Origin of the sequence: Micromonospora sp. CPCC 205558 (assembly GCF_036902955.1) — a bacterium.
Taxonomy (GTDB): domain Bacteria; phylum Actinomycetota; class Actinomycetes; order Mycobacteriales; family Micromonosporaceae; genus Micromonospora.
Genome location: NZ_JBAKHR010000006.1, coordinates 345,836 through 359,715, shown reverse-complemented (window position 1 = coordinate 359,715; position 13,880 = coordinate 345,836). Strand labels below are relative to the sequence as shown.

At 72.8% G+C, this 13,880-nt stretch carries 14 protein-coding genes; 11 read left to right on the top strand and 3 right to left on the bottom strand.

Going from position 1 to position 13,880, the window contains the following annotated elements; all coding sequences use genetic code 11:
• Positions 1-20 precede the first annotated feature (20 nt).
• From V6U86_RS09050 to V6U86_RS09020, 7 genes are all read left to right on the top strand, one after another.
• Positions 21-1,448 (top strand): 3-oxoacyl-ACP reductase, encoded by a 1,428-nt coding sequence (locus V6U86_RS09050; protein WP_334500675.1) that lies wholly within the window; start codon positions 21-23, stop codon positions 1,446-1,448.
• Positions 1,448-2,314: a MaoC/PaaZ C-terminal domain-containing protein gene (locus V6U86_RS09045; RefSeq protein ID WP_442934902.1), complete on the top strand. Its 867-nt coding sequence runs from the start codon at positions 1,448-1,450 to the stop codon at positions 2,312-2,314. The genes V6U86_RS09050 and V6U86_RS09045 overlap by 1 nt, the downstream gene beginning before the upstream one ends.
• A gap of 102 nt (positions 2,315-2,416) precedes the next feature.
• Positions 2,417-3,172: an NUDIX hydrolase gene (locus tag V6U86_RS09040; protein ID WP_334500670.1), complete on the top strand. Its 756-nt coding sequence runs from the start codon at positions 2,417-2,419 to the stop codon at positions 3,170-3,172.
• The gene (locus V6U86_RS09035; RefSeq protein ID WP_334500668.1) at positions 3,169-4,137 is read left to right on the top strand and encodes a serine/threonine protein kinase; all 969 of its coding nucleotides are present in this window, start codon (positions 3,169-3,171) and stop codon (positions 4,135-4,137) included. The genes V6U86_RS09040 and V6U86_RS09035 overlap by 4 nt, the downstream gene beginning before the upstream one ends.
• A gap of 8 nt (positions 4,138-4,145) precedes the next feature.
• A complete protein-coding gene (locus V6U86_RS09030; protein ID WP_334500666.1) occupies positions 4,146-5,105 on the top strand; it encodes a hypothetical protein in 960 nt (319 codons plus the stop codon).
• Positions 5,102-6,364 (top strand): adenylosuccinate synthetase, encoded by a 1,263-nt coding sequence (locus tag V6U86_RS09025; RefSeq protein WP_334500663.1) that lies wholly within the window; start codon positions 5,102-5,104, stop codon positions 6,362-6,364. Before V6U86_RS09030 ends, V6U86_RS09025 begins: the two co-directional genes overlap by 4 nt.
• Positions 6,365-6,435: 71 nt before the next feature.
• Positions 6,436-7,053 (top strand): DedA family protein, encoded by a 618-nt coding sequence (locus V6U86_RS09020; protein WP_334500661.1) that lies wholly within the window; start codon positions 6,436-6,438, stop codon positions 7,051-7,053.
• Between the two features lie 24 nt (positions 7,054-7,077).
• Here V6U86_RS09020 and V6U86_RS09015 read toward each other — a convergent pair whose 3' ends face one another.
• Positions 7,078-7,719, bottom strand: coding sequence for a response regulator transcription factor (locus tag V6U86_RS09015; protein ID WP_334500658.1), 642 nt, complete (start codon positions 7,717-7,719; stop codon positions 7,078-7,080).
• Complete coding sequence (locus V6U86_RS09010) at positions 7,716-8,867, bottom strand: sensor histidine kinase (RefSeq protein ID WP_334500654.1); 1,152 nt, start codon at positions 8,865-8,867, stop codon at positions 7,716-7,718. Before V6U86_RS09010 ends, V6U86_RS09015 begins: the two co-directional genes overlap by 4 nt.
• Before the next feature lie 167 nt (positions 8,868-9,034).
• On the opposite strand from V6U86_RS09010, the gene V6U86_RS09005 reads away from it, so the two are divergent.
• Positions 9,035-9,706, top strand: a complete 672-nt coding sequence (locus tag V6U86_RS09005) for a DedA family protein (protein ID WP_334500838.1) — start codon at positions 9,035-9,037, stop codon at positions 9,704-9,706.
• Here the strand turns inward: V6U86_RS09005 and V6U86_RS09000 are convergent.
• Positions 9,681-10,319, bottom strand: a complete 639-nt coding sequence (locus V6U86_RS09000; protein ID WP_334500652.1) for a TetR/AcrR family transcriptional regulator — start codon at positions 10,317-10,319, stop codon at positions 9,681-9,683. The two genes, V6U86_RS09005 and V6U86_RS09000, sit on opposite strands and share 26 nt — an antisense overlap.
• A gap of 66 nt (positions 10,320-10,385) precedes the next feature.
• Here V6U86_RS09000 and V6U86_RS08995 point away from each other — a divergent pair, with 66 nt between their 5' ends.
• The 3 genes from V6U86_RS08995 (at position 10,386) to V6U86_RS08985 (ending at position 13,811) form a co-directional block, all read left to right on the top strand.
• Positions 10,386-10,838, top strand: a complete 453-nt coding sequence (locus V6U86_RS08995) for an SCP2 sterol-binding domain-containing protein (RefSeq protein ID WP_238643034.1) — start codon at positions 10,386-10,388, stop codon at positions 10,836-10,838.
• Position 10,839: 1 nt separating this feature from the next.
• Positions 10,840-12,054, top strand: a complete 1,215-nt coding sequence (locus V6U86_RS08990) for an acyl-CoA dehydrogenase family protein (protein ID WP_334500648.1) — start codon at positions 10,840-10,842, stop codon at positions 12,052-12,054.
• A 194-nt stretch (positions 12,055-12,248) separates the two neighbouring features.
• Entirely contained in the window at positions 12,249-13,811 is a 1,563-nt protein-coding gene (locus tag V6U86_RS08985; protein ID WP_334500836.1) for an AMP-binding protein, read from the top strand.
• Positions 13,812-13,880: the final 69 nt, after the last annotated feature.

The following is a 13,880-nucleotide window of genomic DNA, read 5'->3' as shown; positions in this document are numbered from 1 at the left end:
CTCGCCAGTAGGCTACGCCCATGACCGACAGGTACGCGAGCTTCGTCCAATCGGCCGCCGGCCGCGCGCTGGTCAAGCGCCTCGGGCTGCCCGACCCGCCCCGACTGCGTCGGCACCACCCCGGCGACCCGCTGCTGCCCGGGCCGGCCCTGCTCGGCGCGGCCACCGGCGGCCGACTCGCCGAGCCGATCGCCAAGATCCTGACCGCCGCCGGGGTCGAGCTGGCCGACCCGGCCGCCGCCGAACGGGCCGGGGGCGTTCCGGCGCAGCACGCGCCGCCGGCCCGTTCGCACGGCGACACCCCGCAGCGGTACGGCGCACTGCTCTTCGACGCGACCGGGGTCACCGACTCGACCGAGCTGCGCCAGCTCTACGACTTCTTCCACCCGCAGGCCCGGGCCGTGCTGCCCAGCGGCCGGGTGATCGTGCTGGGCACCCCGCCGCAGGAGTGCGCGACACCTCGCGAGGCGACCGCCCAGCGTGCCCTCGAAGGGCTGGTCCGCAGCATCGGAAAGGAGTTCGGCCGGGGCGTCACCGCGCAACTCGTCTACGTGAGCAGTGCGGCGGCGGACAACCCGGCCCACTCCGCTGGCACCGTCACGAGCCTCGAATCGACCATCCGCTTTCTGCTGTCCGGCCGGTCCGCGTACGTGTCAGGGCAGGTCATCCGGGTCGGCGGCGGCGCGGCGAACGCCCCGGCCGACTGGGACCGACCGCTGGACGGCCAGGTCGTCCTGGTCACCGGCGCCGCGCGCGGCATCGGCGCGGCGCTGGCCAAGGTGCTGGCCCGCGACGGCGCGAAGGTGGTGGCCCTGGACATCCCCGCGGCCGGCGACGCGCTCGCCGCGGTGGCGAACGACATCGGCGGCACCGCCGTCCAACTCGACCTGACCGCGCCGGACGCGCCGACCCGACTCGCCGAGCACCTGGCCAGCCGGCACGGCCGGGTCGACGTGGTGGTGCACAACGCCGGCATCACCCGGGACAAGACGCTCGGCCGGATGGACGCCGACCGGTGGGACCAGGTCATCGACGTCAACCTCTCCAGTCAGGAGCGGATCAACGACGTGCTGCTGCAACGGGAGCTGATCCCGACCGGCGGGCGGATCATCTCGGTCTCCTCGATCGCCGGGATCGCCGGCAACCGGGGGCAGACCAACTACGCCACCAGCAAGGCCGGCGTGATCGGGTTGGTCGACTCGCTCGCTCCCGCGCTGCGGGAACGGGGGATCAGCGTCAACGCGGTGGCCCCCGGCTTCATCGAGACCCGGCTGACCGCACGCATCCCGCTGGTGGTCCGCGAGGCGGGCCGGCGGATGAACAGCCTGGCCCAGGGCGGGTTGCCGGTGGACGTGGCCGAGACGATCGGTTGGCTGGCCTGGCCGGCCAGCGGTGCGGTCAGCGGAAACGTGGTCCGGGTGTGCGGGCAGAGCCTGCTGGGGGCGTGATGGGCGGGCAGTCGGGATCGGGCAGCCGTACCCGGGTCGAGGTGGCGCGGATGCCGGCGACCGGGGCGCTGCACCGACGGGCGTTGCTCGGCGCGCTACCGGGCCTCGGCGGCGGTCGGCGCGGGCCCGAGCTGCCGGCCGTCGAGTTGACAGTGGGCGGGGTGACCGTCGACCGCGCGCGGCTGGCCGACTACGACCGGGTCTGTGGGTTCCGCCTCACTGATCGGCTGCCCGCGACGTTTCCGCACGTCATGGGCTTCCCGTTGGCCCTGCGTCTGATGACCGCGGCGGACTTCCCCATCCCGCTGATCGGCCTGGTGCACGTCGGCAACCGGATCACCGTGCACCGCCCGATCACCGCCGACGAGGCCCTCGACTTCACCACGTACGCGGAGCACCTGCGCCCACACGACCGGGGGCGGCAGGTGGACGTGGTGCTGGTCGGCTCGGTCGACGGGGAGGAGGTGTGGCGCGGTGTGTCGACGTACCTCGGTCGGGAGGGCAAACCCGGCGGGCGCGACCGAGGCGAACCTCGCGCGGCGCCGACGGCCACCGCCCGCTGGCGGGTGGAGCCACGCGTCGGTACGGAGTACGCGCGGGTCTCCGGCGACCACAACCCGATCCACACCTCCCGGCTCGGGGCGCGGCTGTTCGGCTTCCGCCGGCCGATCGCGCACGGCATGTGGAGCAAGGCGCGCTGTCTGGCCGCGCTGGAGGCCCGACTGCCCGACGCGTACACCGTCGAGGTCGCCTTCAAGCTGCCCGTGTCGCTGCCGAGCACGGTGAGCTTCGCACGCCTGTCGGACGGCGGGTTCGCCCTGCACGACTCGCGTGGCCGACCGCACCTGGCAGGTCATCTGCGCTGAGCGCACCGAACCGTCAGCTGCGCTGAGGAGCGTTCCCTTGGCAGCGGCACCTTCATGCGCTAGGTTGTTCTCACACGGAGATGTTCTCAGAATGAGAGAGACATGATGAACGAGCAGGAGTTCCTGGCCGCGTACGACCCCGGGGCCTACCCGTCGGTCGCCGTGACCGTCGACGTGGTGGCGCTGACCATCCGCGACGACGCGCTGCACCTGCTGCTGATCCGACGCGGCGAGGCACCCTTCGCCGGGCACTGGGCACTGCCCGGGGGCTTCGTCCGCCCAGACGAGGACCTGACCACCGGCGCCCGCCGGGAGCTGGCCGAGGAGACCGGGCTCGGCGGCGAAGCGCTGCGCCGCGTACACCTGGAGCAGTTGGGCAGTTATGGCGCTCCCGACCGTGACCCGCGGATGCGGGTCGTCTCGATCGCCCACCTCGCGTTCGCCCCCGACCTGCCCGATCCGGCCGCCGGCAGCGACGCCGACGAGGCGATCTGGCTGCCGGTGACCGCATTGGCCAGCCGACAGCTCGCCTTCGACCACGGCCGGATCATCGACGACGCGCTGGAACGCGCCCGCTCCAAGCTGGAGTACACCCCGCTCGCCACCCGCTTCCTCGCCGCCGAGTTCACCATCAGCGAGCTGCGCGCCGTCTACGAGACCGTCTGGGGGCACCCGCTGCACGCCGGCAACTTCCACCGCAAGGTGCTCTCCGTGCCGGGCTTCGTGGAGAGCACGGGCGCCAACACCGAACGTGGAGGAGCCCGAGGTGGCCCCCGCGCCCGGCTCTACCGGGCCGGCGACGCCCGGCTGCTGCACCCGGCGCTGCTACGCCCCGCCCGCGAGGAGACGGTGCGGTGAGGACCGCCGAGGCCATCCGCCTGGTCGCGGCCGCCCGCACCGACACCGACCTGTTCGGCGCCGACCAGTCGGCCCGTCGCTACCGCGAGCTGGTCACGGCCCTGCACCCCGACCGCCTGCCGACCGACCCGGCGGTACGCGCCGAAGCCACCAAAGCCTTCATCCACGTCACCACCCGGTGGCGGGCCCAGCGGGTCACCGTCCTCGGCGACTACCGACTCGGCGCCCTGGCTCACTCCGGCGACCTGGCCGACCTCTACGACGTCGGCGAGGACCGGCTGCTCAAGCTCCCCCGACGGCCCACCGACAACGACCTGATGGCCCGCGAGGCGCACGCCCTGCGCACCATCGCCGAGCGCGGCGACCCGCGCTACCTGCCGTACGTGCCCCGACTCGTCGACGAATTCCCACACCGCGACACCTCGACCGGCGCGGAACGGCGGATCAACGTGCTCGCCACCGCACCCGGCCTGCACAACCTGGACGAGGTGCGGCGCGCGTACCCGGACGGGCTGGACGCCCGGGACGTGGCCTGGATGTGGCGGCGGCTGCTGGTGGTGCTCGGCCTGGCCCACCGGGCGGGCGTGGTGCACGGCGCGGTCCTGCCGCGACACGTGCTGATCGAGCCGGAAGCCCACGGCGTGGTGCTGGTCGACTGGTGCTTCTCGGCGGCCGTCGGGGGCACGATCCCGGCGGTCGTGCCCGGCCACGGCTGGGACCCGGAGGAAGTTCTCACGAAACAGCCCTGCGGCCCGGGCACCGACATCGCGATGGCCAGCCACTGCATGAGCTGGCTGATGGGGCCGCGCGCGCCCCGCGAGCTGCACACCTTCGCGCAGGGCTGCCGGCAACGGTCCCTGAACGCCCGGCCCGACGACGCCTGGCGCCTGCTGCGCGAACTCGACCAGGTGCTGGACCGGCTCTACGGGCCACGCACCTTCCGCCCCTTCACCCTCACCCCCTAGGAGCTGTCATGGGCAGTGGAATCTGGTCCACCCACGTGTACGACGCCGCCGACCGCTACCGCCGGTCCACCGGCAAGAGCGCCTTCTCCTACAGCGACAGCGGGGCACGCACCGTGCACCCCGCGCTCGACCCCCGCGACACGACCCGCGAGAGCCGCGACTCCGACGAGCACCCCCGGTCGACGCCCGTCGCGGTGCTCTTCGACGTGACCGGCTCGATGCGCAGGGTCCCGCGGGTCCTGCAGACCAAGCTGCCGAAGCTGCTCGGGCTGCTGCAACGGCAGGGCTACGCCAGTGACCCGCAGATCATGTTCGGCGCGATCGGCGACGCCACCTGCGACCGGGTGCCGTTGCAGGTCGGCCAGTTCGAGTCGGACAACCGGATGGACGACGACCTCGGCCGGATCGTGCTGGAGGGCGGTGGCGGCGGGCAGATGAGCGAGTCGTACGAGTTGGCCATGTACTTCATGGCCCGGCACACCGTCACCGACAACTGGGAGAAGCGCGGCCGGCGCGGCTACCTCTTCATCATCGGCGACGAGCTGGCGTACCCGCAGGTGAAGGCCCAGGAGGTGGCCCGCCTGATCGGCGACGACCTGGCCGAGGACGTGTCACTGCGGCAGGTCGTCGACGAGGTGACCCGCCGCTGGGACACCTACTACCTGCTCCCCGCCGGCAGCCACTACGCCGGCAACGCCAAGGTGCTCGACTTCTGGCGGGACCTGCTCGGGCAGAACGCCGTCGTGCTCGACGACCTCGACGCGGTCTGCGAGACCATCGCACTCACCATCGGCCTCGGCGAACAGGCCATCGACCTGGACGCGGGCCTGCGCCACCTGGACCGCTCCGGCTCCACTGCCACCGCGACCGTGTCGAAGGCGCTGGCCCGCCTCGGCCGGGGGCGGCGGGCCGAGGTGTCGACGCTGCCGGCGTTCCGTGACACCGCCAGCGGGGTGACCCGGCTGTGAGGCACGTGGCGGTGGTCGACCTCGGCTACGGCGACGCCGGCAAGGGCACGGTGGTGGACTGGATCTGCGCCACCCGTCCCGTGCACACCGTGGTCCGGTTCAACGGGGGCGCGCAGGCGGCGCACAACGTCGTCCTGCGCGACGGGCGGCACCACACGTTCGCGCAGTTCGGGGCGGGCACGTTCCACCCCGGTGTGCGTACGCACCTGTCCCGGCACGTGGTGGTGGACCCGTTGGCGCTGGCCGCCGAGGCCGACCATCTCGCCACGGTCGGGGTGCCCGACGCCCTCGACCGACTGACAGTCGACGGGGCAGCGCTGCTCGCCACCCCGTACCACCGGGCCGCCAACCGGGCCCGCGAGATCGCCCGGGGAGCCGACCGGCACGGCTCCTGCGGGCTGGGGGTGGGTGAGGCCGTCGCGTACGGTCTCGCCCACCCCGACGACGCGCCCCGGGTCGCCGACTGCCATCACCCGGCCTTGCTGCGCCGAAGGCTGACCACCCTGCGGGACCGGCTGACCGCCGAGTTGGGCCCGCTGGACGCGCCACCGATCGAGGACTGCCTGCCCGCGTTCACCGGGTTCGCCGGGCGGGTCGCCATCGTCGACGGCAGTTGGCTGGCCGGGGCGCTGCGCACCGGGACCTGCGTCTTCGAGGGCGCACAGGGGGTGCTGCTCGACGAGTGGCACGGCTTTCACCCGTACACCACCTGGAGCACCACCACGTTCGCCAACGTCGACAGCCTGCTCGCCGAGGCGGGCTGCTCCGGCGACGTGACCCGGATCGGGGTGCTCCGGTTGGTCACCACCCGGCACGGCCCCGGCCCGCTGGTGACCGAGGATCCGGCCCTGCCGTTCACCGACCCGCACAACCCGACGAACCCGTGGCAGGGCCGGTTCCGGTTCGGCCACTTCGACGCGGTCGCCCACCGCTACGCCCTCGCCGCGGCCGGCGGCGTCGACGGCCTGGCGCTGACCCACCTCGACCTCGCCGGCCCCGGGCTGCGGATCTGCCGCCGCTACGACACCACCGACCAGCTCACCCCCGGCCCGCCCGGTGAGCTGGACCGGCAGGCCGCGCTCACCGCCCGCCTGCTGCGCTCCCGCCCGGTGTACGACGAACCGCCAACGGACTGGGTCGAGGCGGTACGCGCGGAGCTGGGCACACCGGTGGTGCTGACCTCGCACGGCCCCACCGCCGACGACAAGAGGACGTGCGGCCCACTGCTCGCCCCGCCCGCCCTGGTCCGCTCGGCCTGACGCCCACGACTCGGAGCAGGTGATCCGCCGACTCGGCCACCGGGCGGGGCGTACCCGGCGAGCATGGGGGCATGGATTCCGCGCTCGACCTGCTCCGACAGCTGATCACCTCGCCCTGGGTGTATCTGCTGATCTTCGGACTCACAGCGGTCGACGCGTTCTTTCCGGCCGTACCCGGCGAGGCGGCCGTCATCACCGCCGCGGTGCTCTCCACCAGCGGCAGCCCCAACCTGGCAGCGGTGATCGCCGCCGCCGCGGTGGGCGCCTGCGCCGGCGACCACGTGTCGTACGCCATCGGGCGCGGCGGCGGCGCGAACCGGCTCGCCGGGTTCCCCGACGGCAGCCGTCGACAGGCCAGCTCCGAGTGGGCGCGTCGCGCGCTGGCCCGGCGCGGCGGGCTGATCCTGGCCACCTCCCGCTACCTACCGGGCGGCCGGACCGCGGTCACCCTCACCATGGGCGCGGTGCGGTATCCCCGCCGGTCGTTCCTGCTCTACGACGCGATCGCCGCGGTCACCTGGGCCCTGTACTGCGGGCTGCTCGGCTACTTCGGTGGGTTGGCCTTCGAGCGCCACCCCGTCAAGGGCGTGCTCGCCGGGATCGGCCTCTCGGTGATCATCACGCTGGGCATTGAGGGCGTCCGGTGGCTGCGGCACCGGGCGCACCGCCGCGCTGCCGCCCGCCACTGACCGGGCCGGATCGGCCGGCCAGCGTCACAACAGGTCAGCGTCGTGCACCAGGATGGCCAGCTGCACCCGATTGCCCGCCTGGAGTTTCGTCAGTGCCCGACTGACGTGTGCCTTCACCGTGGCCTCGCTCATCGTCAACCGTCGGGCGATCTCCGCGTTGCCGAGCCCACGCGCCACCTCGCGGACGATCTCCAGCTCGCGCGCGGTGAGCGGGGCGAGCCGCTGCCGCGCCGCGTCCCGACGGGCTGGACCACGCTCGGCGAACGAGCTGATCAGGCGCCGGGTCACCGTCGGGGCGAGCATCGCGTTCCCGGCGGCCACCGTGCGGACGGCGGCGGCCAGCTCGCGGGGCGGAGTGTCCTTGAGCAGGAATCCCACCGCACCGGCCCGGAGCGCCCGGTGCACGTACTCGTCGAGGTCGAAGGTGGTCAACATGATCACCTTCGGGCCGGCGGAGACCACGTCGGGCGCGACGGTCAGCCCGTCGACGCCCGGCATCCGCACGTCGAGCAGCACCACGTCGGGGCGTAACCGGTGCGCCTGCTCCAGCGCGCCGGCACCGTCCGCCGCCTCACCGACGACCGTGATGTCCTCCGCCGCCTCCAGGATCAGCCGCAGACCGGCCCGGACCAGGTGCTCGTCGTCGACCACCACCACCCGGATCACGCCGCACCCGCCAGCGGGATCAGGGCGCGGACCAGGAAGCCGCCGTCGGCGGGCCTGGCCTCCAGCCGGCCGCCGAGCAACTCCACCCGCTCGCGCAGCCCGAGCAACCCCTGGCCGGCACCGGGCAGCGCCGCCCCGCCCTCGGACGGGCCGTTACGGATCAGCACCTCCAACCCGTCGGGCAGGTAGTGCAGGCCGACGACCGTCTCGGCGTCTGCGGCGTGCTTGCGCACGTTCGTCAACGCCTCGCGGACCACCCGGTAGGCGGTACGCCCAAGGGTCGCCGGTAGTGCCGTCGGCACGCCTTCGTCCTGGCGGGACACCCGCAGCCCGGCGGCCCGGGACTCCCCGATCAACTCGTCCAGCGCGTCCAATCCGCGCTCCGGCACCACGGCCGGGCCGGCCTGTCGCAGCACGCCCAACACCTCGCGCAGGTCGGTGAGCGCCTGCCGGCCGGTCGTCCGGATCAACGCGGCAGCCCCGACGGTCGCCGGGTCCACGGCGGTCACCTCCAGCGCCCCGGCATGCACCACCATCAACGAGACCCGGTGCGCGACCACGTCGTGCATCTCCCGGGCGATCCTGGTCCGTTCCTCGGCACGGACCTGGTCGGCGCGGGCCTCCTGCTCGCGTTCCAGCCGCTCGGCCCGGTCCCGCAAGGCGGCGAGGGTGTCCCGACGTGCCCGCACCCAGAGGCCGAAGACCAACGGGAGCCCGACCAGACAGATGGCCAGCATCAGCACGTTGCCACTGGCCGCGGTGGTCATCCGGCGTACGCCGCCCACCTCCAGCCCGATCAGCACCCCACCGGCCTGCACCACAGCCGCACCGGCGAGGAAGCCGGCGAGCCGTCGACCACGCAGCCGCAGACCCGCCTGGTACGAGGCGACCACCCCGGCCGCCGCAGCGGCGAGCACCCACCAGCCGACCGCCGCTGCCAGGAACAACGGCCAACGGCGCGTCCGGATGGTGCCGGCGGCCCAACCCGAGGCGACCGCGAGGAACAGCGCGACGACGCCCGGCAGCGGCGAGCGGACGCCGATGTCACCGGTCGAGCTGGCCCAGACGGCGGCCGCGACGGTGACGGCGAGCAGCACCGAGGCGTACCGCTGGACGGCCCGCCGGACGGCGACGGCGCAGGAGGCCACGCAGCGAGCTTAGGGCTCCGCGGCCGGATCGAGGTGTCCCGCGCAGCCAGACCGGGGTGAGCTGAGGGATGACCCCTAGCCGCCGTCGGGGCAGGCTGCGACCTAAGTAGTGGTGCCCGTCTGACCACTGGCCGATGGCGGGAGCCGCCACCCACACCAGCATCAGGATCATGGATCTACTCGACCTGCTGCACGAGACGATGTCCTCGCCCTGGGTGTACCTGGCGATCTTCGCGATCGCGGTGCTCGACGGCTTCTTCCCGGTGGTCCCGAGCGAGACGGCGGTGATCACCGCCGGAGTCTTCGCAGCCTCCGGCGCGCCGTATCTCCCGGCGGTGATCCTGGTGGCCGCCGCCGGGGCGCTGGTCGGCGACCACGTCTCGTACACCATCGGGCGGGTCGGTGGCGCGCGGCTGCTCGACCGGCTGCCGCCCGACGGTCGCCGCCGAGCCGCCATCGACTGGGCCCGGCGGGGAATCGCGACGCGCGGTGGGCTGATCCTCACGGTGGCCCGCTACGTGCCGGGCGGCCGGACCGCGGTCACCCTCACCATGGGCGCGGTGCACTTTCCCCGCCGACGCTTCCTGGCCTTCGACGCGCTCGCCGCCAGCTCATGGGGGCTCTACTCGGCGCTGGTCGGCTATCTGGGCGGGCTGGCCTTCGAGCAGGACCCGCTGCGCGGTCTCCTGCTCGGTCTGGGCCTCGCCCTGACGGTGACGGTGGTCGTCGAGGTGGTTCGTTGGCTCCGAGGGCATCGGCGTCGTGCGGCGCGGGCCGGCGGGTCGGGCAGCGACGCTGTCTCCGCCGGGGCCGTCAGTCGGCCGGCGGACGCCAGGTGACGCCGTGCAGGAGTTGGGCGGCACCGAGCCAGGCCACGTTCATCATCCGGGTGGCCGTCTTCTCCGGGTCGGCGTCCGGGTGGTCCGCCAGCCAGTCGGCCAGCGACTCGGTCGCGCCGACCAGGGCGTACGCGACGACCTCCAGGTCGATGGCGGCGATCTCGCGGCCCTCGGCGCGCAGCGCGTGGTCGAGCATCCCGGCGACCACCTCGACCAGCCGGGCCCGCATGCTGGCCAACTCGCCGGCGAACGGCTGCTCGCCCCGGGCCTGCCGGTAGAGCACCGCCCAGCCGTCCCGATAGGCGCCCACGAAGCCGAAGAACGCCTTCAGCCCGCGCCAGAGCCGCTCGTCGGCTGGCAGGTCGGGGGCCGCCGCCCCGGCGATGGCCTCCATCATCCGGGTGCCCTCCCGGTGCAGGCAGGCGACGAAGAGCTCCTCCTTGGTGCCCAGGTACGCGTACACCATGGGTTTGGAGATGCCGGCGTCCTCCGCGATCTCGTCCATGCTGGCGGCGTGGAAGCCGCGCCGGGAGAAGACCTTGACGGCCGCGTCGAGCATCTGCTGCTCGCGGACGGCGCGCGGCAGGCGCTTGAAGGCGGGAGCGGTGGACACCTTGCGAGCATACCTACTCGTGCGTAGGGTTACGCGCGAGTAGCCAAATCTTCCGGAAGGCACCTGATGACTGACTTCGACCCGGCCACCTTCGCCAACGTCGGCCCCAAGGAGTTCGCCCAGCTGGTCAAGTCCACCCCGGACGACAAGATCGCCCAGGTGATGTCCGGCGATCTGCGCGACAAGGTCCTGGGCGAGGTGTTCGGCCGGATGCCGTCGCTGTTCCGCGCCGACCGGGCCGGCTCCACGAACGCGGTCATCCACTGGGTCATCACCGGTCGGCCCGACGGCGGCAGCGACACCTACGAGGTGGTCATCGCCGACGGCACCTGCGTCGTGAACGAGACCCCGCAGCACGACCCGAAGCTGAGCCTCACCATGGGCCCGGTCGAGTTCCTGAAGATCGTCTCCGGTGGCGCCAACCCGGTGATGATGTTCATGACCGGCAAGCTGAAGGCGAAGGGCGACCTCGGCCTCGCCGCCAACATCGCCAACCTGTTCGACATCCCCAAGGCCTGACATGGCTGAGTTCTCGCTCGACCTGAACGAGGAACAGCGGGATCTACGCGACTGGGTGCACGGCTTCGCCGCCGAGGTCGTGCGCCCGGCCGCCGCCGAGTGGGACGAGCGCGAGGACACCCCGTGGCCGGTGATCCAGGAAGCCGCCAAGGTCGGCCTCTACGGCTTCGAGTTCCTCGCCACCTGCTGGGCCGACCCGACCGGGCTCTCCCTGCCGATCGCCAGCGAGGAACTCTTCTGGGGTGACGCCGGCATCGGCCTGAGCATCTTCGGCACCTCGCTCGCCGTCGCCGCCATCTACGGCGCCGGCACCCCCGACCAGATGGTCGAGTGGGTGCCGCAGTGCTTCGGCGACGTCGACTCGCCGACCGTCGCCGCGTTCTGCACCAGCGAGCCGGAAGCCGGCTCCGACGTCGGTGCGATGCGCACCCGGGCCGTCTACGACGAGGCCACCGACGAGTGGGTGCTCAACGGCCAGAAGGCGTACGCCACCAACGGCGGAATCGCCGGGGTGCACGTGGTCACCGCGTCCGTCGACCCCACGCTCGGCTCCCGCGGCCAGGCGGCGTTCGTCGTACCGCCCGGCACCCCCGGCCTGGCCGCCACCCGCAAGCTGCGCAAACTCGGCCTCCGCGCGTCCCACACCGCCGACGTCTTCCTCGACGGGGTACGCGTACCCGGCCGCTGCCTGCTCGGCGGACGGGACGCCCTGCTGGAACGCCTCGACCGGGCGCGCTCCGGTCAGCGGGCCACCGGCCAGGCCGCGATGCGTACCTTCGAACTGTCCCGACCCACGGTCGGCGCCCAGGCGCTCGGCGTGGCACGGGCCGCCTACGAGTACGCGCTGGACTACGCGAAGGACCGCGTCCAGTTCGGCCGTCCGATCGTCGAGAACCAGGCGGTCGCGTTCGCGCTGGCCGACATGCGGATGGAAATCGACGCCGCGCGACTGCTGGTCTGGCGGGCCTCGTGGATGGGCCGCAACAACCGCCCGTTCACCGCGGGCGAGGGGTCGATGTCCAAGCTCAAGGCCGGCGAGGTGGCGGTGTCGGTCACCGAGAAGGCAGTGCAACTGCTCGGCGGGGCCGGCTTCCTGCGTGACCACCCGGTCGAGCGCTGGTACCGGGACGCCAAGATCTACACCATCTTCGAGGGCACCTCGGAGATCCAACGACTGGTGATCTCCCGGGCGATCTCCGGGATGCAGATCCGCTGACCGCCGTCGGCCCGGTCGTCTCGCACTGATCGGGCCGACGGCGGTGCGGATTCCACGATCTGTGCCGTCTTCGTCACCCCACGCCGACGCCAACTGGGCCTTCAGCCGTGCCCAGTGCATGATCAAGGAAAGAAGCCCTGATGGACGGGCAGGCCGCTGCCCCGTCCGCGCACCACCCCAAGGAGGTCTGCGGCATGGACCTGCCGTTCATCGTCGCCACGCTGACCCGTCGCGGGCTGCTCACCCCCGGCAGCCCGATCCGGGTCGCCGCACAGCTCAACGCGTTGCGGACGTGGGGGTGGAGCCTGGCAGGCGAGCTACGCCAGGCAGCCGCCAGGGACCCTGGCCGTCCAGCCGTCATCGACGAGAACGGCGTCGAGCTGACCTACCACGAGCTGCTCGACCGGGCCGAACGGATGGCCCGCTCGATGCGGGCCGGGCTCGGCGTACAGGCCGGCGACCGGATCGGCGTGCTCTGCCGCAACCACCACGGTCTGATCGAGACGATCGTCGCCGCCACCCTGCTCGGCGTCGACGCCGTACTGGTCAACACCGGGCTCAGCGCCGCCCAACTGGGCACCGTCGCCGAGGAGCAGCGGCTACGGCTCCTCGTGCACGACGACGAGTTCGCCGAACGGGTCCTGGGCCTCCCCGCCGAACTGCCCCGGCTCGACGAACGCGCCCGCGAGGAGTTGGTGGCCGGGGCACTCCCGGGTGACCTGCACCCGCCGGAACGCGACGGCCGGATCATCGTGCTCACCTCCGGCACCACCGGTACGCCGAAGGGTGCCCGGCGGCCGACGCCCAGTGGCTTCGGCCCGCTGGTGTCCATCATCGACCGCATCCCCCTGCACGCCCGGAACCGGGTGATGATCGCCGCGCCGATCTTCCACACCTGGGGATTCGCCGCCCTGCAGGTCTGCCTGGCACTGCGGGCCACCATCGTGCTGCACCGCCGCTTCGACCCGACCGCCACGCTCGCCGCCCTGACCGCGCAGCGCTGCGACGCCCTCTTCGCCGTACCGGTGATGGTGCAGCGACTGCTGGAGGTGCCCCCGCCGGAGCCACGCCCCCCGCTCACCGTCGTCGCGGTCAGCGGCTCCGCACTGCCCGGCGGGCTGGCCCCCAGGTTCATGGACGTCTACGGGGACGTCCTCTACAACCTCTACGGGTCCACCGAGGTCTCCTGGGCCTCCATCGCCGGCCCGCAGGACCTGCGTCAGGCGCCCACCGCCGCTGGTCGTCCGCCGCACGGCACCCGACTGGAGTTGCTCGACGACAACGGCCAACCCGTGCCGGACGGACAGGTCGGGCGGATCTTCGTCGGCAACGAGATGCTCTTCGAGGGCTACACCTCCGGTGCCAGCCGGGAGACCCACGACGGCCTGCTCGACACCGGCGACCTCGGCCGGCTCAACGTCGACGGGCTGCTCTTCGTCGACGGCCGGGCCGACGACATGATCGTCTCCGGTGGCGAGAACGTCTTCCCGTCCGAGGTGGAGGACCTGCTCGCGCAACTGCCACAGGTCCGCGAGGCGGCTGTGATCGGCGTGCCCGACCCCGAGTACGGCCAGCGCCTTTCCGCGTTCCTCGCCCTGCACCCCGGGGAGACGCTCGACCCCGAGGCGGTCCGCGAATACGTCCGGCGCTTCCTTGCCCGGTTCTCCGTACCCCGGGACGTGATCTTCGTGAAGTACCTGCCCCGCAACGCCACCGGCAAGGTGGTCAGCCGCGAACTGCGCCGCTACTACGGCTGACCCAACGGCCGGGACGTCCCGGAAGCCCGCCCGCCCGGCAGCGATCGCCGATCCTGGGGGCGTGCGGTT